General features: G+C 59.4%; 25 protein-coding genes and 1 pseudogene. 10 read left to right on the plus strand and 16 right to left on the minus strand.

Translation table 11 applies throughout. From position 1 onward, the window contains the following. Window positions 1-191 precede the first annotated feature (191 nt). Together RIN49_RS12815 and RIN49_RS12820 are read right to left on the minus strand one after the other, a co-directional pair. A complete protein-coding gene (locus RIN49_RS12815) occupies window positions 192-1,853 on the minus strand; it encodes a type 2 periplasmic-binding domain-containing protein (RefSeq protein WP_309120566.1) in 1,662 nt (553 codons plus the stop codon). Between the two features lie 35 nt (window positions 1,854-1,888). Further along, window positions 1,889-3,631, minus strand: coding sequence for a sensor histidine kinase (locus tag RIN49_RS12820; protein WP_309120567.1), 1,743 nt, complete (start codon window positions 3,629-3,631; stop codon window positions 1,889-1,891). A gap of 214 nt (window positions 3,632-3,845) precedes the next feature. Between RIN49_RS12820 and RIN49_RS12825 the strand changes: the two genes are divergently transcribed. Then, the gene (locus RIN49_RS12825) at window positions 3,846-4,346 is read left to right on the plus strand and encodes a hypothetical protein (protein ID WP_309120568.1); all 501 of its coding nucleotides are present in this window, start codon (window positions 3,846-3,848) and stop codon (window positions 4,344-4,346) included. 34 nt (window positions 4,347-4,380) lie between these two features. On the opposite strand, the gene RIN49_RS12830 is transcribed toward RIN49_RS12825, so the two are convergent. From RIN49_RS12830 to RIN49_RS12865, 8 genes and pseudogenes are all read right to left on the minus strand, one after another. After that, the gene (locus RIN49_RS12830) at window positions 4,381-5,442 is read right to left on the minus strand and encodes an AI-2E family transporter (protein ID WP_309120569.1); all 1,062 of its coding nucleotides are present in this window, start codon (window positions 5,440-5,442) and stop codon (window positions 4,381-4,383) included. 63 nt (window positions 5,443-5,505) lie between these two features. Further along, window positions 5,506-6,150: pseudogene (locus tag RIN49_RS12835) on the minus strand (GTP pyrophosphokinase); the annotation flags it as partial. Window positions 6,151-6,374: 224 nt separating this feature from the next. Then, the gene (locus tag RIN49_RS12840; RefSeq protein ID WP_309120570.1) at window positions 6,375-7,886 is read right to left on the minus strand and encodes an alpha/beta fold hydrolase; all 1,512 of its coding nucleotides are present in this window, start codon (window positions 7,884-7,886) and stop codon (window positions 6,375-6,377) included. A 69-nt stretch (window positions 7,887-7,955) separates the two neighbouring features. After that, window positions 7,956-8,285, minus strand: coding sequence for a DUF5634 family protein (locus RIN49_RS12845; RefSeq protein ID WP_309120571.1), 330 nt, complete (start codon window positions 8,283-8,285; stop codon window positions 7,956-7,958). Window positions 8,286-8,426: 141 nt separating this feature from the next. After that, the gene (gene melA / locus RIN49_RS12850; RefSeq protein WP_309120572.1) at window positions 8,427-9,935 is read right to left on the minus strand and encodes an alpha-glucosidase/alpha-galactosidase; all 1,509 of its coding nucleotides are present in this window, start codon (window positions 9,933-9,935) and stop codon (window positions 8,427-8,429) included. Between the two features lie 115 nt (window positions 9,936-10,050). Next, window positions 10,051-10,995: a helix-turn-helix transcriptional regulator gene (locus RIN49_RS12855; protein WP_309120573.1), complete on the minus strand. Its 945-nt coding sequence runs from the start codon at window positions 10,993-10,995 to the stop codon at window positions 10,051-10,053. Further along, window positions 10,992-11,981: a Gfo/Idh/MocA family protein gene (locus RIN49_RS12860; RefSeq protein ID WP_309120574.1), complete on the minus strand. Its 990-nt coding sequence runs from the start codon at window positions 11,979-11,981 to the stop codon at window positions 10,992-10,994. Before RIN49_RS12860 ends, RIN49_RS12855 begins: the two co-directional genes overlap by 4 nt. An 18-nt stretch (window positions 11,982-11,999) precedes the next feature. Then, window positions 12,000-14,012: a putative bifunctional diguanylate cyclase/phosphodiesterase gene (locus tag RIN49_RS12865; protein ID WP_309120575.1), complete on the minus strand. Its 2,013-nt coding sequence runs from the start codon at window positions 14,010-14,012 to the stop codon at window positions 12,000-12,002. A gap of 164 nt (window positions 14,013-14,176) precedes the next feature. On the opposite strand from RIN49_RS12865, the gene RIN49_RS12870 reads away from it, so the two are divergent. Genes RIN49_RS12870 through RIN49_RS12880 form a run of 3 tightly spaced genes read left to right on the plus strand, consistent with a single transcriptional unit; the run spans window position 14,177 to window position 15,283 of the window. Next, window positions 14,177-14,407: a spore coat associated protein CotJA gene (locus RIN49_RS12870; protein ID WP_309120576.1), complete on the plus strand. Its 231-nt coding sequence runs from the start codon at window positions 14,177-14,179 to the stop codon at window positions 14,405-14,407. Then, window positions 14,404-14,685, plus strand: coding sequence for a spore coat protein CotJB (locus tag RIN49_RS12875; protein ID WP_309120577.1), 282 nt, complete (start codon window positions 14,404-14,406; stop codon window positions 14,683-14,685). The genes RIN49_RS12870 and RIN49_RS12875 overlap by 4 nt, the downstream gene beginning before the upstream one ends. Window positions 14,686-14,713: 28 nt before the next feature. Next, entirely contained in the window at window positions 14,714-15,283 is a 570-nt protein-coding gene (locus tag RIN49_RS12880) for a manganese catalase family protein (protein ID WP_309120578.1), read from the plus strand. A 97-nt stretch (window positions 15,284-15,380) separates the two neighbouring features. Here RIN49_RS12880 and RIN49_RS12885 read toward each other — a convergent pair whose 3' ends face one another. After that, a complete protein-coding gene (locus RIN49_RS12885) occupies window positions 15,381-15,851 on the minus strand; it encodes a DinB family protein (protein WP_309120579.1) in 471 nt (156 codons plus the stop codon). A gap of 200 nt (window positions 15,852-16,051) precedes the next feature. On the opposite strand from RIN49_RS12885, the gene RIN49_RS12890 reads away from it, so the two are divergent. Both RIN49_RS12890 and RIN49_RS12895 read left to right on the plus strand, forming a co-directional pair. Then, window positions 16,052-16,714 (plus strand): YsnF/AvaK domain-containing protein, encoded by a 663-nt coding sequence (locus tag RIN49_RS12890; protein WP_309120580.1) that lies wholly within the window; start codon window positions 16,052-16,054, stop codon window positions 16,712-16,714. Between the two features lie 67 nt (window positions 16,715-16,781). Further along, window positions 16,782-17,183: a YsnF/AvaK domain-containing protein gene (locus RIN49_RS12895; RefSeq protein ID WP_309120581.1), complete on the plus strand. Its 402-nt coding sequence runs from the start codon at window positions 16,782-16,784 to the stop codon at window positions 17,181-17,183. 128 nt (window positions 17,184-17,311) lie between these two features. Here RIN49_RS12895 and RIN49_RS12900 read toward each other — a convergent pair whose 3' ends face one another. From RIN49_RS12900 to RIN49_RS12915, 4 genes are all read right to left on the minus strand, one after another. Next, complete coding sequence (locus tag RIN49_RS12900; RefSeq protein WP_309120582.1) at window positions 17,312-19,471, minus strand: PAS domain-containing protein; 2,160 nt, start codon at window positions 19,469-19,471, stop codon at window positions 17,312-17,314. 55 nt (window positions 19,472-19,526) lie between these two features. After that, window positions 19,527-20,399 carry a DMT family transporter gene (locus tag RIN49_RS12905; protein ID WP_309120583.1) on the minus strand — a complete coding sequence of 291 codons (873 nt, stop codon included), beginning with the start codon at window positions 20,397-20,399 and terminating at the stop codon, window positions 19,527-19,529. 3 nt (window positions 20,400-20,402) lie between these two features. Beyond that, window positions 20,403-21,314 (minus strand): DMT family transporter, encoded by a 912-nt coding sequence (locus RIN49_RS12910; protein ID WP_309120584.1) that lies wholly within the window; start codon window positions 21,312-21,314, stop codon window positions 20,403-20,405. A 91-nt stretch (window positions 21,315-21,405) separates the two neighbouring features. Then, window positions 21,406-22,278: a helix-turn-helix domain-containing protein gene (locus RIN49_RS12915; RefSeq protein ID WP_309120585.1), complete on the minus strand. Its 873-nt coding sequence runs from the start codon at window positions 22,276-22,278 to the stop codon at window positions 21,406-21,408. Window positions 22,279-22,404: 126 nt separating this feature from the next. On the opposite strand from RIN49_RS12915, the gene RIN49_RS12920 reads away from it, so the two are divergent. After that, window positions 22,405-23,520, plus strand: coding sequence for a glycoside hydrolase family 88 protein (locus RIN49_RS12920; protein WP_375295244.1), 1,116 nt, complete (start codon window positions 22,405-22,407; stop codon window positions 23,518-23,520). Window positions 23,521-23,570: 50 nt separating this feature from the next. Here the strand turns inward: RIN49_RS12920 and trhA are convergent, their stop codons facing one another. After that, entirely contained in the window at window positions 23,571-24,209 is a 639-nt protein-coding gene (gene trhA / locus RIN49_RS12925) for a PAQR family membrane homeostasis protein TrhA (RefSeq protein ID WP_309120586.1), read from the minus strand. Window positions 24,210-24,519: 310 nt separating this feature from the next. On the opposite strand from trhA, the gene chrS reads away from it, so the two are divergent. Genes chrS through chrA form a run of 3 tightly spaced genes read left to right on the plus strand, consistent with a single transcriptional unit; the run spans window position 24,520 to window position 26,127 of the window. Then, complete coding sequence (gene chrS, locus RIN49_RS12930; RefSeq protein WP_309120587.1) at window positions 24,520-24,975, plus strand: chromate efflux transcriptional regulator ChrS; 456 nt, start codon at window positions 24,520-24,522, stop codon at window positions 24,973-24,975. 33 nt (window positions 24,976-25,008) lie between these two features. Next, a complete protein-coding gene (chrB, locus tag RIN49_RS12935; RefSeq protein ID WP_309120588.1) occupies window positions 25,009-25,590 on the plus strand; it encodes a chromate efflux transporter ChrB in 582 nt (193 codons plus the stop codon). 3 nt (window positions 25,591-25,593) lie between these two features. After that, on the plus strand, window positions 25,594-26,127 hold the full coding sequence (gene chrA, locus RIN49_RS12940) for a chromate efflux transporter ChrA (protein ID WP_309120589.1): 534 nt from the start codon (window positions 25,594-25,596) through the stop codon (window positions 26,125-26,127). Window positions 26,128-26,130 lie beyond the last annotated feature (3 nt).

Consider the following 26,130-nt stretch of genomic DNA (forward strand, 5'->3'; position numbering starts at 1 on the left):
CGTTATTCTCCTTACGAGAGGCACTAAGGCATAAATCTTAGTATATTCCAGAAATCTCGACAATTTTTGAACAGAGCTTGTCGAAATTGTTCGTACGACGAAAAAAAAGGCCTGCCGCTGCGCTCCCTGTCGCAGCGACAAGCCCTCTTCGCTTGAATATCGTAAACATGCGATAGACTCAACCTTTCGATTTAATCGACCGAGGCGTCCCACGCGTTCACTTCCCGCGTAATTTCGTCGCCGCCGTGCTCCCGCCAGCTTCGAACGAACGCGTCGAACGCGTCCGCCTCTTCTTTTCCGTAAACGATCTTGAGAAACGTCTCTTTCTCCAGCTTCTGCAGCGCCGGCCACTTCGTCCGCATCGCGGGAGTCGGCACGCCGAGGAATTGATCCTTCTGCGCGTAAGCGAGCTGTCGGTCCCCCACGATCTTGCCCTCGAGGAACAGCTTGGAGCTCGTTTCCGCCAGCTTCTTCTCGTACGGCGATTCGATTTGCCCGCGATATACGCGCTGCTCCAAGCTTTCCTTCAGCACGCCCTGCGGCGTACTGCCCGGAGCGATCAGAAGCAAGTTCGCTACGGTCGTGGTCGCTCCCTTGAAGTCGTAGACGTACTTGCCGTCCACGATCTTATAATCATAGTTTTCGCCGAACCCGTGCATGAAGTCCGATTCCGGATCCTCGACGAGCGCGCCGTATACTTCGTCCCAATAGCGAAACAACGCTTCGGTATACGGGAAATCCTTGCGGAAAATGTAGCTGCCGTAGGACACTTTGGAGCCTCGCCGCCCGATCTTGCCGTCCTCGCCGGCCGGGAACGGAATCGGCCGATACTCCGGCTTGAAGCCGTTCTCGTCCTCGTGCACCTCCCCGAGCGGCCATCCGCCCATCCACCCCGGCCCCGAGACGACGCCCGCTTCTCCCGCCACGAACAAGTTCGCCGCGGTCAGCTCGTCGTGCGTGCCGAAGTCGCGATGAAGCCACCCTCGGTCGTACCACGTCCGAAGCCGCTCTAGCGCCTTCTTGACCTCCGGCTGCACGGAGCCGTAGGCGAGGCTGCCGTCCGGCAATCGATTCCATTGGTGCGGCTGATCGCCGTAAGCGCCGAACAGGAAGCTCGCGTCGGCGAGCCAGCCGTTCAACGAGTTCTTGCCCGCCAATGCAAGGCCGAACGTATCTTTCTTCCCGTTCCCGTCGGGGTCCATGTTCGTGAACGCGTCCAGCGCCGTCTCGAGCTCTTCGATCGTCGTCGGCGGGCCGAGCCCCGCCGCGTCGAGCCAATCTTGGCGAATCCAAAGAATCGGATCGCCGACCTTGCCGTCCGAAATTTGCGGCAATCCCCACTTCTTGCCGTTCGCCGTCACCGTCCTCCAGACGTCCGGATTTTTCGCGTACGCTTCCTTCATCCGAGGCGATGCGTACGTCTCGAACGCTTCTTCGATATCCATGAATCGTCCGGATTCGGCGATGTCGTCGAGCAGCTGCGGCAATACGGCGTCGTTCAGGTACAAAACATCCGGGATCGGCTCGTCTCCCGTAAGCGCCAGCTTGGTCTTGTGCAGAAGCGCGGCTTCGTCGACAAGCACCCACATGCTGTTTTGAATAATGCCCAGCTTCTCCTTCGCCCATCGCGAGATCGGATTGTCGTCGATCGAATCGGGCGGAATCAGCTTGCCCATCTCGCTGTCGTTCAGCACCCTCGACGTCGTGACGACGACCGGCGGGTCATACGGGATCGTCACTCCCGCCGCCTCCGTCCCCGGTTCCACGGCGGTATTCGCGTCGGCGCAGCCCGCAAGGCCGAGCGTCAGGACCAACATCCCCGCTACGATCGTACGGCTTGGGTACATCGGCATTGTCCATCTCCCCCGTTTTCTGAATCGTCCGTTTTCTAAGGACATGCTCGTTCGACCTCTTCCGTCGCGTCCAAGGGCCAGCGCAGCGTCGCCCGAACGCCGCCCGAAGCCGAGCGGGAGAGCGACAAGCCCGCCCCCGCGCCGTATCGATGCGCGATGCGCTGGTGCACGTTCCGCAGTCCGCGACTGTCGCCGGACGATTCCGGAGAGGCGAACGAAGCGTTCAATCTAGCGAGCGCCTCGTCGGACAGGCCGACGCCGTCGTCTTCCACCGTGAAGACGACGAACCCCGCTTCGATGCGCCCTTCGATCGAGATCGAGCCCGGCCCTTCCTTCGGCTCGAGGCCGTGAGCGATCGAATTTTCCACTAACGGCTGGAACAACAGCCTCGGCACGAGAATCGACTCGAGCGCTTCCGGAATGTCGACGCGGTACGAAATTTTCCGCAGCTGCATGTCCATAATTTCCACGTACGCGTTGACGAACGCGATTTCTTCGCGCACCGTGGCGTCCAACGTTTCGTTCCTCGTCGTATACCGATAGTAGTCCGCCAAGCTGTAGGCCATCGAGATGACCGGCTCCGTGCGCTTCAGCTGCGCCATGCTGACGATGAACGCGAGGCTGTTGTACAGGAAGTGCGGGTTGATCTGCGACTGAAGCTGCTTCATGACCGCTTCCTTGGCCCGCAGTTCCTCGCTGTACACCTTCTCGATCAAGTGCTGCATGCGCGCCGCCATCCGGTTGAACTGACCGAACAGCCGCGTGAAGTCCCCATGCCGGACGTTCAAGATCCGCGTCGACAGGTCGCCGCGCTCCAACCGCTCCGCGCCAGCGCCCAACAGCCGGATCGGCACCTGCACCTGCGAGTAGATCAAATACGCCGCGCCGGCGCCCATCAGCAACAGGAGGGCCGCGGTGACGTAAAACAAGTTTCGGCTGTATGTAACCGGCGCGAGAATGTCCTCGAGCGGCGCGTAATCGATCAAGCTCCAAGGCAGCTCCTCGGAGGAGAGTCCGTACACCAAATACCGTTCGCCGTCCACCGTCACGATGCGGTGCCCTTCCTTCAATGTATCGCCTCCGACGGCGCCCGTATCGATCAACCGGCGGATGAAGTCCATATCCGCGCTCGTGTTCGGCAGCACCTCGTTCGCGCCTCCATAGAGGAACGGGTCGTTATTTCCTTTGGTCTTAAAACTGTCGAGCAGGGAGACGATGTTGTCGGCCATCAGGTCGACTTCCACGACGACGGATGCGCGGTTCAGGTCGCTCGAGGCGGATGCCGGCTCGGTGAAGAAGCGCGTGAACGCTTGTTTCTCGATGTCGTTCACCCGAATCGTGCGGAATCGCCACTCGTTCGATAGATTCGCCCGCAAATACGACTCGTCGTACGGAAGAAGCGAATACGAAGAGATCGCGTGACCCGCCCCCGGAAAGTACAGGTTGATCCGGTTCATCCAGGCCGCCGACATGCTGAACAGCTTCAGCTTGTTCTGCAGATCGTCGAGCAGCATCGCGTAATCGTACCCGTCGGCCGGAATGAGGTTCCCCGCGAGCGCCGCGAAATCGGGATCTTGGGAGATCAAGTTGGAATACTGGGACACCTGGTCCAAGGCGCCCTCGATTTGGTGCATGAAGATCGCGAGCCGATTTTGGTTCGCGATCGTGATCTGTTCCTCGACGATCCCCGTGCCGACCCGCTGGGAGAGCGTGTACAGCGCGATGACCGGAGTCATCAGGGTTACGATCAACAGCATGACTTTCGTTATAAGCTTCATACGTCCTCCGCCGCTCTCTTTTCCTAGAAGAAAGATTCGACGCGGAGCGACGCATTCCTGTTTCGCCGCGATTGGAATGGACTCCCATCCGGCGGGCGGAATCCCGGTCTTAAGTCCAGTCGCGCCATGCAACCGAAGATGGGAGACGCAAGTCCCGGATCGCGATAAAATGTGGAAAAACACGTGTTCTTTACTTCCGGAAAGAGGGATATGGATGAGCGTTAGAGGCATTTCGGGTGCGGTGCTGCTCCTGTTGGGGGCATTCCTGTTCATGAATCAAGGGGAGACGTTCGACGTCGGCGACATCTTCGGCTATTTCTGGCCGTCGATCTTCGTCATTCCGCTCGGACTGTTTTTCCACTGGCTGTATTTCGGGGTGACCGGACGCAAGGGCGTCGGCGTGCTCGTTCCCGGCGGCATTCTGCTGACGGTCGGGGTCGTGTGCCAAATCTCCATGCTGTACGACGCGTGGCATATCCTGTGGCCGGGCTTCATCCTGGCGCCGGCGGTCGGACTGTTCGAGCTGTACTGGTTCAGCGGACGGAATAAGTATTTGCTCATTCCGATTAACATTCTGACGGTGATCTCGCTGCTGTTCTTCGCCGTCTTCTCGATCGGCTCGGTCTTCAACTTCCTGTCCGGCAAGCCGTATATCGCGATCGTGATGATCGTCGTCGGCGCGATCGTACTCATGAGCCGCAAGAAGCAAGCGTAACTTCGAACGATTAGGAAAACGAAGCCCGTCGCGATTACGCGACGGGCTTCTCCTCGTCGTCCGAGCGCTGCCGAACGAAGCGATACATATGAACCGCGACGACCTTCGACACCGCGTATCCCGGGATCGCGAACAACAACCCGATCGGACCGAAGAGGGAGCCGACGACCAGCAATAATAAGATGATGGTCAACGGATGGATGTTCAGCCCCTTGCCCATGATCCACGGCGACAGCAGATTGCCCTCGAGCTGCTGCGCGACGACCGTAACGATCAACACCTTCAGCGCCATGTCCGGCGATTGCGCCAAGCCGACGAGCACGGCCGGAGCGGCGGACAGGAACGCGCCCAGATAAGGAATGACGTTCGTGACCATGGCGATGAAAGCCAGCAGCACCGCATACCGCAGTCCGATGATCTGGAAGCCGACGAGCAGCAGCAGGCCGACGCAGACGGCGACCGTCATCTGCCCCCGGATGAAAAATCCGATCGTGCGGTCCATCTCGGACAACAGCTTGCGGGCGTCCGCTTGCCTTGTCTTCGGAAACAGGCCGATGAACCCTTCGAACATCTTGTCTCCGTCCTTCAACAGAAAATAAAGGACGAACGGGACGATGACGGCGAGCAAGAACGCGTTCGCTACGGCGCCGAGCACGTTCGTCAGATTGGAGGTGACGAGGTCGACGAGCGTCATCGCGTATCCCGAGGCCGTCGAAGCGATCGATTCGACGTCAAGGTTCAGTCGGTGCAGCCATACGGCGAACGCCTCGGATCGGGCGAGCTCGTATCCCACGGCGACGGCGCGTTCCACGAAAATCGGAAGGCCTGCGATCAATTGCGCGAATTGCGTCTTGATCATCGGTCCGACCGACAGCGCGAGCAGCGCGAGCGCTCCCGCCGCGACGAAATAGAGAAGCAGGATGGCGAGCGACTTCGGCACCTTCCGCTTCACCAGAAATTGCATAGGCGGGCGCAGCAAGAAAAACAACACTCCCGCGATGAGCAGCGGCCCGACCAACGTCCGGAACGCGACGACGAGCGGTTGGAAGACGAAGTCGATCTGCGCGCCCAACCAGATGATCAGAAACAAAAGCAAGATGCCGACGCCGACGCGAAATAACTTATTTTCTATTGGAACCCCCTCCTCGCCGAGCCTCGCTTACGATTTTTCTTCGACTAGCCTGAGCAGCGGTTCGGGAACGGCGAACGACTGACGATCGATGAGCAAGCGCATCTCTCGCTCCTCGTCCGCGGAGGCGGTGAGTTTGATCTCGTCGACTTCCTTCCGAAGCCGTTCCATCTTCTCGTCCAGCTCCGACGCGGTGTCGGCGGCTTCCTTCAATTCGGCGAGCAGCCGCTCCGGGACGGAGCCGTTATACTTATAGAAGATCTTGTGCTCGAGACTCGCCCAGAAATCCATCGCGATCGTTCGGATTTGCACTTCCACGGCGACGAGCTCCTGGCGATCCGACATAAAGACGGGCACCTCGACGAGCAGATGCAAACTTTTATAACCGTTCGGCTTCGGCTGCTTCAAGTAATCTTTAACAGATACGAATTTCAGGTCGTTTTGGTTCCGCAGCATGTCGACGATTCGGTAGATGTCGGACAGGAACGAACACGTGATGCGGATCCCCGCGATATCCTTCACGGTGGCGCGGACATCGGCGAGGGAAGTCGCGCCGCCCTTGCGCATTAGCTTATTCATAATGCTTTCCGGGGACTTCAACCTCGACTTCGTATGCTCGATCGGGTTGTACTCATGCAAAAGCTGGAACTCCTCCTGCAAGATTTCGATTTTCGTGGCTTCCTTCCATTCATGACTTTCGATGATTCCTTTTTACAGCTTAACCACATGTTCGCAATCGCATCACTTCCGGTCCGTTACAGCAGCTTCAGCGTCTCGCCGATGTCCGGCGTCCGGCTCGCTCGATACGCCGTCGGAGAGACGCCGACGTACCGATGGAATACAAATAAGATCGAAAAGTAAAAAGCTTGCCGCAAGCGGCAAGCCGAACGATCGCGAGTTTATTCGTTTCGTTCCACGAACGCCGCGATCGGCGCCGGGTCTTCCAGACTGTGCGGATGATGCGCGACGCCGGGCTTCAACACCGTCTCGACGAAGCCGCCGAGCTCCGGGTACCGGCGTTCGAGTCGCGCGCCGTTCTCCGCGAACGGGACGACCTCGTCGGCGTCGCCGGCGATCAGCAAGATCGGGATGCCCGCTTCGGCGACGGGACCGAGGGAATCGAGCGGGTTGCCGTCGAACGCCGCCGCCGTCTCCGGCGTCAAGCCGTAGACGGCCAAGCACTCCTCCCAGCATGACCGGTCGCCCGGCCCTTCCCCGAGCCCGCCCGGCCAGCTGCGGATGTCTAACACCGGCGCATCGAGGTATAGCGAAGCGACGCCTTCCGGATGAGCCGCGGCGTAGTTGAGGGCGTACAAGCCGCCTCGGCTGAAGCCGAACAAGGCCGCCTTCGGGGACAAGCCGAACGCGCGAACGACGCTCGCCCGGAACCGTTCCATGCGGCGCACCGCTCCCGGGCAGCCGTACTGGTCGGGAATCCGGTAATACGCGAGATGGTATCCGCGCTCGAGCAGCGCCAGATCCGCTTGCGCGAACGCCCCGAAAAACTCGGCGCGCCACACCCAAGGCTTCCCCGTAGTCGGAACCGACGGCGAAATCAGCAATCCTTCGCGCCCGTCCACGTAGAAGTCCGTTCTACGGTATCCGTTCCATTCGGATTCGACGACGTCGTAGACGTCTTCGCCGCGCGGCGCAGCCACGGGATCGCCCGCGTCTTCCCCCGGCACGCGTTCCAGATGGATGTTGAACAGCCGCGAGAGCAGCGTCTTCGCCATTATCCAGTGGCCTCTCGCTTCCGGGTGGATCCCGTCCCCGTACCGATACGAAGGATCGGCCGCGCGAGCCGCTTCGATGTCCCGAAGCAGCGGATCGTGCACGTTCACGACCGCGTCGACCTCCGGGGCCAGCGAGAGCGCCCACTGCTTGTACGCGCTCAACACTTCTTCATTGTAAGCCGGGTATGGACGAAGGTAGCTGTATTCCCCTTTGGCTCCGGCCGCCGAATCGCTATTCTCCTGAAGCCGCATCGAGGCGTAGTCGAACGGCGGAGGCGTGACAACGATCGTCTTGGCTCCCGCGCCCTTCGCCTTCGCGATGGCCATCGCCAGTCCTTCGCGATACGCTTCGAATCGATCCTCGGACAACGGATAATAGATGCCGTCGTTCATGCCGTAGCAGAGGACGACCCAATCCGGCCGGCTCTCCGCGAGCGCTTGATCCAGCCGCTCGTGGAGGCACGGCCGCGGCCACGGGTGATCCGGCTCGCTCAAGCCCGACACGGTTTCGCTGCTCACGCCGCGATTCACGAACGTCGGGCGGCGCTCCGGCGCGTGCCGCTCGAAGTACCGATCCATATATGAGATATAGCGCCCGTCATTCGTAATGCTGTCGCCGAGAAACAGGACGGTCGGCCGATTCGGCAGCGCCCCGTCCTTCATCCACAATGTCCCCACGCTTCTCTCGCTCCCCTAGGAATTTTTCCCCATTTTAGAGAGCGCGGCGCGTCCTGTCAACCGGAACGGTTACTTTCTTGCGAAAATTCCGGCTGCATCCAACGCAGCTTCGACGTCCGGATACCCTTCGCCGGCCACGCGATTGTCGATCTCCAGCGTCCATCGATCCTCGACCGGCCGATACCCGCCCGCGGCGTCCGCCGCATGAAGCCTCCGAATGAGAATGAAATCGTTGCCGCGACGGATGCTGAATCCGGCATGCAGCCGGTCCTCCTTCTCCTTCCCGATGAATGCGACGCAGGAGTCCACGGCGTAGTCCGCCATGACTCGCGCCGCGTACCGCTCCAGCTCGTCCTCGATCGCCTGTACCGGGATGGAAGCATGATGGGTTGTCGTCATCTCGAGTTTACCCTCCCTGATTTTTCCTTACTTTGCCCCGTTAGGATGCGTGCAATACTGCCAAGCGAACCATCGCCTTAGAAAAAGAAACGGCTCCGGCGCACCCGCGCCGGAACCGCATCACTCCCAATCGCCTTCGTCTTACGCTTTCGCTTCCGCCCGGTCCTTCCCCTTGTCGGCTTCGGCCGCGTTCTTGTTCGCCGCCTCGCGGTCGAGCTTCATCTCCTCGACCGTCTTCACGGCGAGGCGCGCGGCGCCCTTATAGCCTTCGCGCGTCGGCAGCAACGGCCCCTTCGCGAGCCGCTCCTTCGCTTCTTGAATCGCGGCGCCGTACTGCGGCAGCCACTTCTCCTGCGCGACGAGCATCTCGTCGACCATCTGCCAAATCTCCTTCGGATTGCAGACGGCGCCGACGAGCGGGTCCATCATGAACGCTTGGCGCAGCAGCTTGTCGTCGCCGCGCACCGCCGCTTCGACGGCGAGCCGCTGCACGTTCACGCTGACGGAGCACACCGCCGCCGGCCCGAGCGGCAGATCGCCGACCTTCGTCATCGAGATGCCGTTGCCGTCCGCGTAGCCGGGCGCTTCGATGACGCAATCGTTCGGCAGGTTCGAGATGACGCCGTTATTGATCACGTTGAAGTGACCGCGATACACGCGCCCCGTCTCGAGGCCTTCGATAATATAAGAGCCGTGCTCCTCGCTGCGCTGATGCGCGGCGTAGACGCGGGCCGGCTCCTTCATCCAGTTCGGGAAGTCGGTCTCGAACCAGTTGCGGCCTTCCGTGCACACGCGCAGGTAGCCGCCGGTTTCCCCGTTGATCCAGCTGCCGAGGTCGATCCAGTCGTTGATTTCGTCCGGGCGCTTCCGGTACCACGGCACGTATTCGCTTAAGTGGCCGTTCGATTCCGTGCTGTAGTAACCGAAGCGGCGCAGCATATCGATGCGCACCTTCTCCGTGCGCGCGTAATCCGGGTGATTTTCGAACGCTTCCAGCAAATTCGCCGTCAAGTCTTTGCCTTGATGGCGAATTTGGATGTACCACGTCTGATGGTTGATGCCCGCGCAGATGATGTCGACGTCCTTCTTCTCGAGGCCGTACACCTTCGCGATCTGATGGTGGCCGCCTTGCACGCCGTGGCATAAGCCGACCGTATTGACGCCGCCGTACGTATTGCACGCCCACGTCAGCATCGCCATCGGGTTCGCGTAATTGAGCAGCAGCACGTCTTCTCTGGCGCATTCCCGGATGTCCTTGCAGATGTTCAGCATCTCGGCGATGCCGCGCTGGCCGTACATGATGCCGCCGGCGCACAGCGTATCGCCGACGCATTGGTCGACGCCGTATTTGAGCGGAATGTCGACGTCCGTCGCGAACGCCTCGAGTCCGCCGACCCGAATCGTGCAGAGGACGTACTTCGCATCCTTCAGCGCGGTCCGACGGTCGGTCGACGACTGAATTTCGATCGCGAGACCGTTCTCCCGGATGTCGCGCTGGCACAGCTCCGTCACCATCCGCAGATTATGTTCGTTGATGTCCGTGAACGCGACCTCGATGTCGCGAAACTCGGGCACGCTGAGCAAGTCCCTCAGCAAACCGCGCGTGAAGCCGATGCTGCCCGCGCCGATGAAGGCGATTTTGAAAGACATGGTCCACTCCTCCGTATTCCATAAGTGATACGCAACTTGTTCATATTGTAGCAAGCCGCACGGAGGAAGCGTTATCAAAATCGTGACTTCTTCAGGGCGACGGTGTCAAAAATCCTCACCTTCGCTCCCCGTCGTCCCAGTGGTGCGTATCCATCGTCTGCCGGAATTGCACCGGCGTCATGCCCGTGCGGCGCTTAAACAGCGCGTGAAAGTATTGCCGGCTTCCGACGCCGACGTAGTCGGAGATGTCCGCGATCGGAATGTCGGTGCGCAGCAGCAGCATCTTGGCTTTCTCCATCCGCAGCGCCGTCAGATAATCGGTGAGCGTACGCCCCGTCTGCGACTTGAACAGACGATGCACGTACCCCGGATGCAGATTGACGGCGGCGGCGACGTCCTTCGCCTGAATATCCCGGTCGTAATGCTGCCGCATGAATTCGATGCACTTGCGCACGTAGAGCTCCGCCTGCGGCGCCGCTTCCGATTCGGCCTCGGCCCGAAGGCGAGCGATTCGGATGAGCAGCTGCGCGAACAGCAAGCTCACCAACGGACCTCCGCCGCCCTTGCCTCCGTCCGCGCCGCGAGTCCCCCCGCCCCCGGCGTCCAACGCGTCGAGCTCCAGCACGAGCGCCTTGAGCGCATGGTACACTTCGTCGGGGTCGCGGAGCACCGCGTATGGCACCGGCGCTTGCAGCAGCGCCGCGAGCGCCGGCTCTTCGCGCGCGAGGGCGCGGATCGACGGCACGCCGGCGCCGCTCGGCGCGAAGCCGAATTCGACGTTGAGCATGCGGCACGAGCCTTCGACGATCAGCCGATGCGGCACGCTCGCGGCGACCACGATGAATTCGCCGTGCGACAGCGTCATGTCCGCCGGGGGACCGCCGTCGCGCGCGATTTCGATCCGGCACGAGCCGCGAATCAAATACATGATCTCCGTAGAATCGTGCCGATGGAATGGCATATCGAACGCGTTCCATTGGCGGAAATAATACGCATACGCCGCCGGACGGACATCCTCCGCCGACGCGACCGCGGGGAACAGCGTCCCTTCGCCGCTCATCTCGCCGTGCGGTCGGCCGGATAGACGAGCCCCATCTGCCGGCGCGCTTCGTCCATGACGCGCATCGTCGCGAGCGACGTCGCGAAGTCATTGACGTTCGATTGCGTCTCGCCGCGGCGCGCCGTCTCCATGAAAGCCTCGATCTCGTAACGCATCGTATGCTCGGACTGCGGCCGGGTCAGGTCCTCGACGGCGCCGTCCCGCGTTCTTCGTTCGACTCGCGTCGGCTGGCTCATCTTATCGAAGACGAGGTTGCCGTCTTCGCCTTGAATTTCGCACGGCGCGTCGGAGAACGTGATCTTCGAATACGTCACGACCGCCTCCATCCCGTCGTACTCGAGGATGAGGCTGCCCTCACCGTCGACGCCCGACGAGAGCAGGACGCCGTTCGCCTTCACCGCGCGCGGCGGCCCGAACAGGCGGATGACCGGATACAGGCAATAGACGCCTAAATCCATCAACGCCCCGTTCGACAACGTCGGGTCGAAGGCGTTCAACACGTTGCCGGCCCGGTACGCGTCGTACCGAGACGAATATTGATTATACGAGGCTTGCACGCGGCGTACCGTTCCGATTCGGCCGATATTGTCCCTTATCGCCTCGAAATTCGGCAGGAACGTCGTCTTCAGCGCTTCCATGAGCAGTACGCCGTTCCTTCGGGCCGCCTCGACCATCGCCGACGCTTCGGCTTCGTTCGAGGCGAGCGGCTTCTCGCACAGCACGTGCAGTCCTCGCTCCATACAGCGGATCGCCTGCTCCGCATGCGCCGCGTTCGGACTCGCGACGTACACCGCGTCGATCGTCCCCGAAGCCGTCATCGTGTCGAGATCGTCGAAGCGCAGCGGGATGCCGTTCCGCTCGGCGTAAGCCTCCGCCCGCTCCGCCGAACGGGAATACGCCGCCTCCGCTCGAAATCCTTCGACCGTGCGTCCCGCTTGCAAAAATTGTTCCGTTATCCAGTTCGTGCCGACGATACCGAATCGCATGCTCCGTCTCCGTCCTTCCTATCCGTTCGGTTCGGATCGAATCCGATCCAACCATTGATCCGCCGCGTCGCGCCCGAGCGGCTCCGAATAATAATACCCTTGGATTTCCTCGCAGCCGATCGAAGCGAGGAAGCGGAGCTGATCGGCGCGTTCGACGCCTTCCGCCGTCGTCCGAAGCCGCAGCTCGCGCGCCATCGACAGCATCGCCTTGACGATCGCTTGATCCTCGGCGCTATGGGGAAGCCCCTCCACGAACGACTTGTCGATCTTTAGCCGGTCGACGGCCAGCCGCTTCATATAGGCGAACGCGCTGTAGCCGGTGCCGAAGTCGTCGGTGCCGATGCGCACGCCGAGCCGGCGCAGCTCGCCCAATTGCTTCCGCGTGCGTTCCTCGTCCCGCATCGCCGCGCTTTCCGTCATCTCCAGCTCCAACAGCTTACCTTCCAAGCCCGATTCTATCAGAATGGTCCTTACTTTATCAACGAAGTCGTCCTTGCGCAACTGCTCGAACGAGACGTTGACGGCAACTCGGAGCTTCACGCCGTATTTCTCGTTCCATGCTCGAATTTGCCGGCACGCCTCCCGCATCGCCCACTCGCCAAGGCCGACGATCGCCCCGTTCTGCTCCGCGAGCGTGATGAACTTCTCCGGGCGGATCGGTCCGTTCTCCCGATTCCATCGAAGCAGCGCCTCGAAGCCGGCGACGCGGCCGGTTCGCAGATCCAGCCGCGGCTGATAATACAGCTCCAAATCGCTGCCGTGAAGCGCCCCCTTCAGCTCTTGCTTCATTCGGTGGTCTTCGAAATCGAACGCATCCAGCGCTTCGGAGAAGACGTGATACGCGTCCCGCCCCTTCTCCTTGGCTCGGTACATCGCGAGATCCGCCCGCTTCATCGCTTCGCCGGCCGTCGTCGCGTGCGTCGGCACATGCGCGATTCCGACGCTGGGCGTCACCAGCAGCGAATGACCCTCGTAATCGATCGGCTTCGGCACCGACCGCAGAATACGCTCCGCCGTCGAGACCGCCGCTTCCAACGTTCCGCCGGCGCCTACGACGAGAAACTCATCCCCTCCGAGCCGGCCGAGGACGTCTCCTTCGCCCATCGCCTCCCGCAGCCGTTCGGCCGTCTTCAGCAGCAAGACGTCCCCCGCTTGATGGCCGAGCCAATCGTTCACTTGCTTGAATCGGTCCAGGTCGATCAGCATGACGAAGCAGGGCTCGCCCGTCCGAATGCGCTCTTCCAGATATTCCGTAATAAACATCCGGTTCTTCAGACCGGTCAGCGAATCGTGGTAGGCGATATGCTCCAGCTGCTCGTTTTTTCGCTCCAGCTGTTCCTGCTTCGCGACGAATTGGCGTTCGCCGGTAATGACGGACGTCATCGTCATGAGGAGCAGCGTCAGAAATTCGAGGATGTAGAAATCGTAATTTTCAGCGAAACCGAAAGCTTCGACGAACGTCAACGAACAACCTAGGAATGCATGACTGATGAGGAACGCCAGAAAGACGATAAAGCCGAAACCGCTCTTCTTTCGTTCCGCTTGGTCGATGCGCAGCTGCCTGACGAGGCGCATCGTAAGAAACGAGAAGGCGACCGCGTAGCCGACGCCGTTCGCGAACAGCAGCCAGTCGACCGATCGGAGATCGGCGCCGAATAGGAAGATGGAGGCATACACCGCCGAGAAGACGACGCCCATCGCAATCGCTACGGATAATTGCCTATACGCCATTCGGGAGCGGTGCGAGACGTCCTTCGGGAAGAGCTTCCCTGCCGCGCGCCGAATCGCGGCGGCATTCAGCAGCGTAGCGGCCGCCATCAAGCCGAGGGTGAGCGCGTCGACGCGAAGCAGCCCGAAGCAATGAAGCGTCAGCGATTGCGTCGCCCATAGGACGGCGCCCCCGAAATACGGAGCGGCGGTCTTCAGCCGCTTCATCCACGGGAATCCGGAGCGCATCGGGAACAGCAAGACGATAAAATAAGCCATATTCGCGAGCAGCGAAAGCAATAGATAGATTCGTTGTTGTTCCAAGTGAGCGGCCTCCCGCCGGCGGTCCCCGAAATTCCCTCCATTGTAAGGTCGCGGAAAGGTTCGAACAATGGAAATATAAACGCGACAAATAGGACTGGACTAAACCGTTCGAAGTGTGCATATGCATAGCAACGGAGTATTACGTATCCGCGGGAGGTTATGACATGTCAACGACAAGGAAGAGCTACGAGCCGTTCGTCGGTCCGTACGATCCATGCCCGCCGATCCGTATCAAGACGTACGAAACGCCCCCTCAACTATACTTAGGATTCCAACCTTACGGATTGCCGCAGTTCGGACCGTCAGAGGCGTTGAAACATGGGACGTTGTGGCCGGCCTTATACGCGCCATACACGAACCCCTATGAATCGCCGAAGGGAGCGAAGCGAGAATGACGCACTCCTCCCAATGGAAGGAAGACGATTGGAAGACGTATTACGACCTAATGCGGCAAATGCAAGAGACCGACTTCGTCCTCGTCGAGTTGAACTTATACTTGGATACGCATCCGGACGACCAAGCCGCGATCGCGCAATTCAATCAATACGTTCAGCGAAGCATGGCGATCAAACATCAGTTCCAATCGATGTTCGGGCCGCTGTACCACTTCGGAGTCAGCTATTCGCCGATGCCTTTCGCCTGGAAGGAAGCGCCTTGGCCATGGCAGGTATAATCGAACGAAGCAAGGGGGGAACCCGAACGTGTGGGTGTACGAGAAGAAGCTGCAGTATCCCGTTCGCGTAAGCAAGTGCGATCCGATGATGGCGAAGTTCTTAATCGAACAATACGGAGGAGCCGACGGCGAACTGGCGGCCGCCCTTCGGTACTTAAACCAACGATACACCTTGCCGGAGAAGGTCATCGCGATCGTCAACGATATCGGAACCGAGGAGCTGGCGCACCTCGAGATGATCGCGACGATGATTTATAAGCTGACGAAAGACGCGACGCCGGAGCAGCTGAAAGCCGCGGGACTCGGCGATCACTACGCGAATCACGATAAAGCGCTGTTCTATCACAATGCCGCCGGGGTCCCTTGGACGGCCGCCTACATACAAGCGAAGGGGGATCCGATCGCCGATTTGTACGAGGACGTCGCCGCGGAGGAGAAAGCCCGGGCGACCTATCAATGGCTCATCGACATGACCGACGACGTCGACCTGATCGACAGCTTGACCTTCCTGCGGGAACGCGAAATCGTCCACTCTCAACGATTCCGGGAAGCGGCGGAGATGCTGAAAGCGGACCAACAAACGAAAAAAATATTTTGACGACGCCGAAGTCCGCGCCTCTACACCGAGGCGCGGACTTTTTTGGCGTCGCGACTTGCGCCGCGAATTCATTTATCGTCAATTAGCACGCAACGCGCTAATCCCAAACCTTCGGTCGCTTCAAGCCGGCTGTTCTCAAATAATCTAAAAGTTGGCCGGAATGGATTGCTTCATGATATGCAATTCTTAAAAGCATATCGCCCAACGTGCGAATATACCCGACGTCGCTTCGATCTATTTGTATGGTAGATAAGTCCGCTTGCGCGTAAGATTTTACCGTATCCATAAAGGCTTTCCTATAGGGTTCCGAAAAACTGATTTCCTCTTTGAGGGTCGTAAAAGCACGCTTTTCGTACGGGGATTCGTATTTCGCCAGACTTCCTTCGTTCAATAAGGCAAGGTGATAGTAATGTTCGCTATCTAATACGTGCCGGATCATGTCTTTCACGCTCATGGCATCGGAATCCGGTTTCCAATCCAAATAGGTATCCGGAATACTTTCCCAAACAAGCAGGCTGCGGCGGCGAACCTCTTCCAAATTCCATACTATAGCTTCTATTGCGTTCATAACAGCTTCCTTTCCATTGCAATATTCTCGCTTCATTATATCAGAACCTACGTTCGCAATGCACTCGCTTATTAGGATTCGCATATCGCTTTCCCACCCTCGTGGATGATTTTACTGAACAGCCCCACGGATAGGTCCCATTACCGAGGGGATCATAGCAGGGTAACACCATCATCGACAGCGATCCGGGAGGGGTCCCCTTGGCATTCTTCAACTTATTCAGCGACGATGAGAAGGAAAAGGACAGCACGAAAAAAGCAAACAGCTCCGCCTCCGACGTGGAGATGGCGGAGGATATGGACGCAGACGTCGAATTCGCCGAGGAGAAGACTCCCGATGTATGCGGGGCGGAATGCGACGTAACGATGGAGGCGGCCGAAAAACTGGATACAGACGTGCTTGACGATGTGGAATTCGGCGAGGAAACGGAAGCGGCCGTTGCGGACGCACCGACGAAAGCCGACGCAACGTTGCAGCTGAAAGCCGAAGAGCTCGATGTGACCAAGAACAAGGTGCAAGCGGGCGAGGTCATACTGCACAAGGACATCGTCGAGGAACAGAAAACGGTCAGCGTTCCCGTTATACATGAACAAGTCGTGATCGAGCGAAAAACGATTCATCGGGAGCCGACTTCGGAAACGATCGGCCAGGAAGAGACGATTCATATCCCGGTGAACGAGGAGAAAATCGCTGTCAGTAAGCACACCGTCGTCATCGGAGAAGTGTCGACTCATAAGCGAGAAGTGACGGAAACGGAGAGCGTCAGCGAAAAGTTGCGCCATGAAGAAGTCCGCGTGGATGTAAAAGGCGATACGACGGTGATCGACGAACCTATGGCAACTAGCGCGCACGACGGCCTATAACTCTTACTAAAGACACCTCGCTAACCTTCCAGGTTAAAGGTGTCTTTTCTTAAAGGAGAGGGCATTCATGAGTTCTAAGGAACGAAACGGCAGTTCCCTTCCGCGCACTTGGAAGCTTCGCGAAGAAGAACTTTCGATCGAAAAAAAGAAAGTGCCGGTCGGAGAGGTGATGATTCGCAAGGAGATCGTAGAGGAACTGCAAACCGTCACGGTGCCCGTCACTCGGGAAGAACTTGTCATCGAAGTAACGCCATATAAGGAAAACGGGGGAAAAAGCGATCCTCAAATCAAGCGAATTCCCATCTGGGAGGAACGGATCGAAGTCAGGAAGAGGCCGGTAACCATCTCGGAAGTTTCGATAGATAAACAGGTGGTATCGGAAACGGAAACGATCAGCGAACATGTAAAGAAGGAAATCCTTCGCATTGAGGAAAGCGGGGATCCCGATCTTTTGCAATTATTCGAGTAAACGAAACAAAGTCCGCGCCTCGACCCAAGGCACGGACTTTTTCGCTGCAAGCCTGCGATCGGCGGAGACGCCCGGCGCCCTCCTCCTGCTGGCCAGGCAAAGCCGAACGTACAGGTTTGCTTGCGAGATCACAGCGTCGCGAGCGGCAGCGCGATCGTGAACGACGTCCCTTCGTTCACGATGCTGGTTACGGACACCGTCCCCCGATGCGCTTCGATGATTTTGTAGCTGACGCTGAGGCCGAGCCCCGTGCCGTATTCCTTCGTCGTGAAGAAAGGCCGTCCGATGAACGGAAGCTTCTCTTCCGGGATGCCGCTGCCTTCGTCGACGAACCGGATGATCGCCCGGTCGCCTTCCGCCCGCGCTCGGATGACGAACAGCCCCCCGTCCGGCATCGCTTCGATCCCGTTTTTGACGAGGTTAATGAACACCTGTTTCAGCTGATTGTCATCGCCGTAAACGTGCAGCGGCTCGGCCGGAAGATCGAGGGAGAGCTCGATGCCGCGCAGGTTCGCCTGCGTCTCGAGCAGACTCCCGACGCTTCGCAGCAGAGCGGTCGTATCGCGAGTCGCCATTACGAAGCTATGCGGCTTGGCAAGAATGAGCAGCTCGCCCAGGATCGTCTCGACCCGCGACAGCTCGTCGTTCATGATGCGGAAGTAATGCGGCTTCTGCGCGGCCCCGGTCTGCATAAGATGCAGGAACCCCTTCAACGAAGTCAACGGATTGCGAATCTCGTGCGCGATGCCGGCGGCCAATTGTCCGGCGGCCGACAGCTTCTCGGATTGTTGAAGCAGCGCCTCCGTCTTTTTCCGCTCCGTCACGTCCCGAACGATCGTGTGCACGGCTTCCCTGTCGTTGTAGATCGTCGGGATCGATTTCACTTCTACGTCGATCGCCTTCCCGTCCAAGCGGACGAACACGGACTGCGCCAGCTCCGCGACGCGTTTGTCCCGCTCGACCATCCTCCGGCGCGCGACCGAAGCGTCGCGGTACGCCGGGTGAATTAACGTCAACGGGTCGAGCTCATAAAGCTGCTCCTTATTCTTCGCGCCGAGGAGCGCGACCGCCGTGTCGTTCACATACGCGAAGCGGCCCCCGACTCCGACGAAGATCGCGTCCGGCGAATGCTCGACGAGCTCGCGGTACTGCTCTTCGGCATCCCGCAGCCGCCGGCGCTCGGCTTCCCGCTCGCTCACGTCCCGAAGCACCGCGATATACTCCGTCGCCTTGCCCGTTTGTTTTCCCCGAATGCTCTTCGTCCGGCTTTCGATCCAGACGTAATCGCCGTACTTCGTACGGCAGCGGAAGGTGGACAGCCGTTCGTCCGCGAACGTCTCGCGGAGCGAGACGACGTCCTCCGGGTGCACCAGCGACATGGCGTCGACGCCGACCAGCTCCTCCGGCAAGAACCCGAGCACCGACGCCGACGAAGGCGACACGTACGTGAGGATGCCGAACGGATTGTAGCGGACGATGACGTCCAGCGAGTTTTCCGCGAGGAGGCGATATTTCCGCTCGCTCTCCTTCAGCTGTCGAATGAGCCGAGCCTGCTGCGTGATGTCCTTGGCGATGCCGTATACGCCGACCGCCTCGCCGTCCACGATGATCGGCGCATGGGTGACGCTGAGATGCACCTTGCTCCCGTCGGCGTGCGGCACCTCCGTCTCGAACCGGAACGTATCGAGCGAGCCTTCGTGCGCGTGCTCGAGCGCGTGCCGAACGCCCTCCTCCAGCGGCTTCGGAAACGCGGAGCGCCATGCGTCCGCCGTATAACCCGTAATGCGCTCGACGGAATGGTTCAAGCTCGTGAGCTCGCCGTCCATACTGACGGCGTACACGAGATCCGGATGCTCGTCGAACAACGACTTGTATTGCTGCATATGCCGCTGAAGCAGATGCTCCGCCTTCTTGCGCGCCGAGATGTCCTGCAGCTGCGTCACGAACACCTGAGGCACGCCGTCCGCGTCTCGAACGACGGAGAGGGTATGCTGCACCCACACATGCACGCCGTCCTTGCGGATGTACCGCTTTTCGTTCTGATAATCGTCCATGGTACCTTCGATCAGTTTGGCGCGCATCCGCTCGCCTACGCCCGCATCGTCCGGATGCGTGATATCGAGGTACGTCATGGTGAGCAGTTCGGCTTCCGAATAGCCGGTCAACTTGCAAATCGAAGGGTTCACCTTCTGAAATCTTCCGTTCAACGCGACGACGGCCATGCCGATCTTGGCGTGAAAGAAAGCATGTTGAAACAGCGAATCGGTCTCCATCTGCGGAAGCGTCAAGGCTGCCCCTCCCTCCGGGAAAAAAGGATGTGCATTCTAGCGGCTCGGTACGGAATCAGGAAGGTTCGACGGACGGCTTCGGCTTGCCCGGCCAGTTCAACATCGTCATCCCGGCGACGACCGTGAAGGCGCCGATCACGATATACGCCGTAATCGGCTCCCGCAGAAAGACGCCGGACCATAAAACCGTAAATAAAGCCGCCATATTCGAAACGATGACCGCGACGGAAAACTTCACCGTCCGGAGCGCTTTGGATAACATCAGAAAGCTGAAGCCGGTAATCAAGCCGAGTCCCGCGGCGCTAAGCCACGCGCCGGGCACGAACGTCGGCTGCCAATCCGCCGCGAACGGCAGCGGGACAGCGGAGACGAACGACGCCCAAAAGAAGATGCTGTAGTTCATCGACACGTCGTTCATCGAATCGAGCAGCATCTTCTGACTGAGGAAGTGCAGCGCCGCGCCGATGCCCGAGAGCACGAATAGCGCCGTGATCCAGCCCTGCTCGACGATCGCGTCCCCGAGCGAACGGCCGTTCAACGTAATCAGCAGGACGCCCGCCAAGACGACGCCCCCGGAGAGCCAGCTCTTCGCGGTCAGCTTATCTTTGAAGAGGAACACCCCGGCGGCGAGCAGCACGATCGTCTGAATCGGTTGAACGAGCATGTTACCGTATGCGTGACCGATCGTAATCGCGACGTTCTCGAACAAGTAGTTGGCGCTCTTGCTGATCGCTCCGATCCAAATCCATTTATAAAACGTGGCGGGGCGAAGCGAATTGCGAGAAAAATAAACGACTCCGGCCAAGGCGACGACGCCGATCGAAAATCGGGCGAACGTAATCGTATAAGAATCGAATTGCAGGCCGGCGATCTTCACGAGAACGCCGACAATGCTCCACGATAACGAAGCGAGAACGAGATATATCATGCGTTATACCGTTTCGACAACCGGCGCGGTCGTCTTCCGCTCGGAGCCGATCCAGACGAGCCCCAACGCCATAAATACGGCCCCGGCGATTTGGAACGGCGAGATGCTCTCGTCGAACATCGCGTAGCCCGCGACGACCGCCGCGGCGGGCACCGCGTACCGGAAGAAATTCGACCGTGTCGCGCCGACGCGGAACATGCTGGCGTTCCAAGCGACGAACGCGATCACGGTGCAAAACAAAACGTTGTATGCCAAGGCGGTCCACTCGACGCCGCCGAGCGAAGCCCATGCCACCTTGCCCCACGAGCCGAACGTGAACGGCGTCATGAGCAGCGCGCCGAAGAAAATCGTCCACGCGCTGACGCGGAGCGCCGAGTATCTCCGAAGCAGCGGCATCGTCGCGAGGTTGTAGCAGGCTCCGATGAAGCTGACGCCGAGCGCCATCGCGTTGCCGAGCATATGCTTCGAAGACGGATCGAAGCCGCCGCCGCCGAGGACGACGAGCGCCACGCCGATCATCGCGATGGCGCCGCCCGTCGCGAGACGCGACGTCATTCGCTCCTTCGAAACGAGAGGCGCCAGCAGCGCCGCGAAGATCGGCCAAGGCGCGACGTTCAACAGCGAGGCGTTCGCCAGCGTCGTGTATTGGATGGAATACATCACCAGGATTTCTAATAACGTAACGCCGAATACGCCTAGGATGAACGTATGCAGCAACGCGCGGAACGGAAGGCCGACCGAGCCCTCCTTCCACTTCAAGAGCAAGAAGAAGCACGGCACGGCGAGGCCGAACCGCAAAAACGTGAACAGCGCGGGGTCGAACGTCTCCATCGCGAACCGCGACACCCCGAAATTCGCCCCCCAAATGACGGCGACGGCAATCAATGCCGCATACGATCCCAACTTGTTCCCCACAGTCGCACTCGCTCCGATTCCGACCCGTAATAGGTTCTCTGTATTAATTCTTAATATTAACTTCAATCTTGCGGAAGGAACAACTGTTATTTTAGAACTGCGCGTTGGACTGCGACCGTTTCCGGTACTGCAGCGGCGAGACGCCGACGACTCGCTTGAACAGATGGCAGAAGTACGACGCGTTCGGCAACCCGACTTCGATGCCGACCCGCTCCACCGGAACGTCGGACGATCGGAGCAGCTTGGAAGCTTCCTTGATTCTCCGGGCCATCAAATAGTCCGTGATGCTGCTGCCGGTTTCCTGACGGAAGACGCGGGAGACGTAGTTTTTCGAGAGATGCAGCGATTCCGACAACGCCTCTAAGGCGAAGTCGTTCGCGAAATGGACCTCGATCCATTGCATCACGCTTTCCGAATATCGCAGGGTTCTCTCCTCGCCTTCGCCTTCGAGCGGCACGCGCCCGCCGAGCTCGTTTCGCAAGCAGGCGATAACTTGGAGCAGCAGCAGCATGTTCGTCTGCTCGCCCCCCTCGTCTTTCTTCGGTTCGAAGGCGGAGAGAATCGCCTCGAGGAACGGCGCGCGCCCCGACACGTCGAACCGCTGTTCCGATAACCGCCGCTTCCATAACGACCGGAAAAACCGTTGGAGATCCGGGAACGCCGCGGCGCACCGATCGACGCCGACCGGATCGAAGCTCATGACCGTACGGACGTACGGTCTCGACGCGTCGACGTCCGGGCGCACGGCATGAAGCTGGAACGGCTGAAACCAATATAAGCTTCCGGGCTCGATCTCGTACGTTCGCCGGTTGACGACGATCTTGCCCGTCCCTTCGCTGACGTATAGCAGTTCGCAGCCTTGGTGGTAATGATAATATCCTTTGATCGGCGCGTCCGAACGGTGGCGGCTCGTATAGAGCGCATGATCTTGATCGAACGGCACGAGATCGAATAAGGTGTCCATTGCGTCCCATCGGTCTCCTCGGAAAGATAATGTAACGACATTTTCGCATAACTGACCTGCACTATGGAAGCCGTTCAAGCCTTATGATCAATAAAAAGGAAGATATCTTCGAAGGAGAGATCGAACATGATGAATCGGGAGTCGATCGCGGACGTCATGAGGCGCCTCGAACCGAAAGTCGACCGCATGATCGAAGGCATCGGCGAGAGGTCTCCGCATTTCGCGGACGCTTCGGGCGCATACGACGATCGGAGGACGGACTGGTGGACGTCGGGGTTTTGGCCGGGGATTTTATGGCTGATGTACGACGTGACGGGGAAGGAGCATTATAAGGAAGCCGCTTGGCCTTGGGACGAGACGCTCGACTATTGGCTGTCGCACCCGACCGAGGATACGCACCACGACGTCGGATTTCAATATTTGCAAACGGCCGTCGTCAAGTATATGATTACCGGCGACTCGAACGCGAAGCGCATCGGCCTGAACGCGGCCAATTACCTCGCAGGCCGTTACAACCCGGCGGGACGGTTCATCCGGGCTTGGAACGGGGACAAGAACGGCTGGGCGATCATCGATTGCATGATGAACGTCTCTCTCTTGTTCTGGGCGTCCGAGACGACCGGCGATCCGCGGTATAAGCATATCGCGATGTCGCATGCCGATACCGCCGCCCGCGTCTTCATTCGCGACGACGGATCGTCGAATCATATCGCCGTCTTCGACGCGGAGACCGGCGAATTTCGCGAAGCGCTCGGCGGACAAGGCTATGCGGCCGATTCCGCCTGGAGCCGCGGCGCGGCCTGGGCGCTGAACGGCTTCGCCAATACATACCGCCGCACGGGCGAACGCCGATACTTGGACACCGCGAAGCGCGTCGCCCACTTCTTCTTATCCGCCCTGCCGGAAGATAAGGTACCGTATTGGGACTTCCGCCTGCCGACGCTCGAAGGGGAGCCGCGGGATACGTCCGCCGCGGCGATCGCCGCATCCGGCTTGCTCGAAATCGCGGACGCGGTCCCTGAGGGCGAGCGGCGCCTCTACTTGCAGGGCGCTCACGACATCCTGCAATCGCTGACGGAGCGCTATGCGACGTGGGATCGCCCGGATTCCCAAGCGATCCTCACCGGCGCGACCGGCCATAAGCCGGCGGGTCAATACGTCGACGGCTCGCTCATCTACGGCGACTATTATTACATCGAAGCGATCGCTAAGCTGTACGGCTGGGAGCGACGCGTCTATTAACGCAGCGAAGCCGCGGGGCTCCCCCCGCGGCTTTCTTCTTTTCCGATGTCCTATGGAAGCATGAACAATATCGCCGCGAAGTGAGTGACGGATCCGCCCAGCACGAACAGATGCCATACCGCATGATGGTGCGGGAACGCCCGCCAGACATAGAACACCGAACCCAGCGTATAACATAATCCGCCGATCACGAGCAATCGAATGCTCTCCGGGCCGGCGGCCATGACGAGCGGCTTCCACATAAAGACGATCAGCCATCCCATCGCGATATAGCCGAACGTCGAGAAGAACACGAACCGCTTCGTATAGAACGCCTTAAATACGACGCCGCCCACCGCCATTCCCCACACGACGCCGAACAGCGTCCAGCCGAGAGGGCTTCGAAGCAGCGTAAGCAAGATCGGGGTATACGTACCCGCGATAAACAAATAGATCGAGGAATGATCGAACGTCTCGAACAAATCCTTCAGCTTCCCCTCGGGGAACGCATGCACGAGCGTCGACGACGTATATAAAATCAGCATCGTCGCTCCATAGATCGAATAACTGACGATATGCCACGCCGTCCCCTTCAAGCTGGCGAATACGACGAGCAGAACGAGAGCGACGAGGCTGAAGATCGCGCCGAGGCCGTGCGTGATCGCATTGACGAGTTCTTCCCTTCGCGAATAAACGTACGTATTGACCATCCAGCTCCACCTCCTCCTGTTTAGGTTCCCCTATTATACTATATCCCGTTCCATTTTCTCCCCTGCGGTCCGAAATCATTCCTTTCCCGACCGGGCTTGTCATGATACGGACGAACCTTCGATATGAATAATTATCGATCGAAGGAGGTTGAGGGCTCTTGATCGGGATCGCCGTCTCTCTTGTACCGGCTCCGAGAAAAAAACGTTGAAGATTCCCAACCTTCGGGGTATAGTCTTACGTAACGAAACAAAATTTAATGTTTTCATTGCGTATCGAATGAATTTTTCGAGAATGGAGATCGTTTCGCAAATGGACCCGACGATAGACGAGATCGATCGCAAGCTGATTTCCCTTCTATCTCAGGACGGAAGGGCCTCCTACACCGACCTGGCGAAAGAAGTCGGACTGTCCCGCGTAGCGGTGCAAACCCGCTTGAACGCACTGACGGAGAACGGCATCATCGAGCGCTTCGCCTGCATCCTCAACCCCGAACGCCTGGGTTTGACCGTCTCCGCCTTCTTCAACGTCGACGTCGAGCCGCGGCATCTGATGGCGGTCGCGGATCGCCTGGCCGAAGAACCGGAGGTGACGAGCCTGTACCATATGTCGGGACCGAGCAAGCTTCACATGCACGGACTGTTCGGCTCGCACCAGGAGATGGAGACGTTCCTGCAGCGAAAGCTGTACCCGCTAGAAGGCGTCGTCAGCGTCGACTGTCAAGTGTTGATCAAGCGTTACAAGAGCCGCATGGGTATTCGTCTGTAAGACGACTCGGCGGCGGAAGAAGGAGAGGACATCATGGGCAACGCGTACTTGCAGCTCGGCGCGGCGATGTGCCGAACGGGAATATTGGGATACGGCGGCGGGCCTTCGATCGTGCCGTTAATCCGCTACGAGGCGGTGACGAGATACCGTTGGATGAGCGACGAGGAATTCGGGGAAGTGCTCGCGATCGCGAACGCGCTGCCGGGTCCGATCGCGACGAAGCTGGCCGCGTACTTGGGCTATCGGCAAAAAGGGGCGTTAGGCGCGCTCGTCGGGCTGCTGAGCCACATCGTGCCGACGTGCGTCGCGATGGTCGTCTTGTACGCCTTCATTACGTTCTTCAGCACGTCGCCCGTCATTCGAGGCATGATCGCCGCCGTCGTCCCGGTCGTCGCCGTCATGCTCGGGGTCATGGCGTACGAATTCGGAGAAAAAGCGGTGAAAGGTCTCGGCCTCACGCTCGGCATCGGATCGTTCGCCTTGACGTTCGTCCTGCTGCAGCTCATCGGGCTGCATCCGGCGATCGTCATCGCCCTCTTCCTCGGTTACGGCGCCTTCCATCATAAGCTTACGGAGCGCTGGAACGACCGGCGTCTGCGGAAGGGGGAGGGCTGAGCGATGTCGGAATGGTGGGAATTATTCCTCGCGTTTTTCCTGGCGAACGTGTTCGGCTACGGCGGCGGTCCGGCCTCCATCCCGCTCATGTATCAGGAGGTCGTGCCGAATCGCGGTTGGCTGACGAGCGCCGAATTCACGAACGCGCTCGCGCTCGGCAACTCGCTGCCCGGTCCGATCGCCACGAAGATCGCCTCGTACGTCGGGTACGACGTGTCCGGCTGGATCGGCGTCGTCGTCGCGCTGGCCGCGACCGTCCTGCCGTCCGCGGTCGCGCTCATCGTCCTGCTTCAACTGCTTCAGCGCTATAAGCAATCGCCGGCCGTGAAAGGCATGACGTTATGGGTCCAGCCGGTCATCGCCGTCATGATGCTGATCGTAACGTGGGAGAGCTCGGTCGAATCCGTCCTCGCCATCGGCCTGCTGCAGTTCGCGGGCATCGCCGCGGTCGCCTTCTATTTGATGCGGCGGCGCAAGATTCATCCGGCGTTCGTCATCCTCGGCGCGTTCGTTTACGGCGGCGCGTTTCTGTCGTAAATT

The organism is Paenibacillus sp. (assembly GCF_031177825.1).
Classification (GTDB): domain Bacteria; phylum Bacillota; class Bacilli; order Paenibacillales; family YIM-B00363; genus Paenibacillus_AE.

Excerpts from the sequence above, each read along its gene's own strand:
- RIN49_RS12815 (WP_309120566.1), bottom strand. The coding sequence starts at position 1,853 with ATGCCGATGTACCCAAGCCGTACGATCGTAGCGGGGATGTTGGTCCTG.
- RIN49_RS12820 (WP_309120567.1), bottom strand. The coding sequence starts at position 3,631 with ATGAAGCTTATAACGAAAGTCATGCTGTTGATCGTAACCCTGATGACT.
- RIN49_RS12825 (WP_309120568.1), top strand. The coding sequence starts at position 3,846 with ATGAGCGTTAGAGGCATTTCGGGTGCGGTGCTGCTCCTGTTGGGGGCA.
- RIN49_RS12845 (WP_309120571.1), bottom strand. The coding sequence starts at position 8,285 with ATGACGACAACCCATCATGCTTCCATCCCGGTACAGGCGATCGAGGAC.
- melA (WP_309120572.1), bottom strand. The coding sequence starts at position 9,935 with ATGTCTTTCAAAATCGCCTTCATCGGCGCGGGCAGCATCGGCTTCACG.
- RIN49_RS12855 (WP_309120573.1), bottom strand. The coding sequence starts at position 10,995 with ATGAGCGGCGAAGGGACGCTGTTCCCCGCGGTCGCGTCGGCGGAGGAT.
- RIN49_RS12860 (WP_309120574.1), bottom strand. The coding sequence starts at position 11,981 with ATGCGATTCGGTATCGTCGGCACGAACTGGATAACGGAACAATTTTTG.
- RIN49_RS12870 (WP_309120576.1), top strand. The coding sequence starts at position 14,177 with ATGTCAACGACAAGGAAGAGCTACGAGCCGTTCGTCGGTCCGTACGAT.
- RIN49_RS12875 (WP_309120577.1), top strand. The coding sequence starts at position 14,404 with ATGACGCACTCCTCCCAATGGAAGGAAGACGATTGGAAGACGTATTAC.
- RIN49_RS12885 (WP_309120579.1), bottom strand. The coding sequence starts at position 15,851 with ATGAACGCAATAGAAGCTATAGTATGGAATTTGGAAGAGGTTCGCCGC.
- RIN49_RS12895 (WP_309120581.1), top strand. The coding sequence starts at position 16,782 with ATGAGTTCTAAGGAACGAAACGGCAGTTCCCTTCCGCGCACTTGGAAG.
- RIN49_RS12905 (WP_309120583.1), bottom strand. The coding sequence starts at position 20,399 with ATGATATATCTCGTTCTCGCTTCGTTATCGTGGAGCATTGTCGGCGTT.
- RIN49_RS12915 (WP_309120585.1), bottom strand. The coding sequence starts at position 22,278 with ATGGACACCTTATTCGATCTCGTGCCGTTCGATCAAGATCATGCGCTC.
- RIN49_RS12920 (WP_375295244.1), top strand. The coding sequence starts at position 22,405 with ATGATGAATCGGGAGTCGATCGCGGACGTCATGAGGCGCCTCGAACCG.
- trhA (WP_309120586.1), bottom strand. The coding sequence starts at position 24,209 with ATGGTCAATACGTACGTTTATTCGCGAAGGGAAGAACTCGTCAATGCG.
- chrS (WP_309120587.1), top strand. The coding sequence starts at position 24,520 with ATGGACCCGACGATAGACGAGATCGATCGCAAGCTGATTTCCCTTCTA.
- chrB (WP_309120588.1), top strand. The coding sequence starts at position 25,009 with ATGGGCAACGCGTACTTGCAGCTCGGCGCGGCGATGTGCCGAACGGGA.
- chrA (WP_309120589.1), top strand. The coding sequence starts at position 25,594 with ATGTCGGAATGGTGGGAATTATTCCTCGCGTTTTTCCTGGCGAACGTG.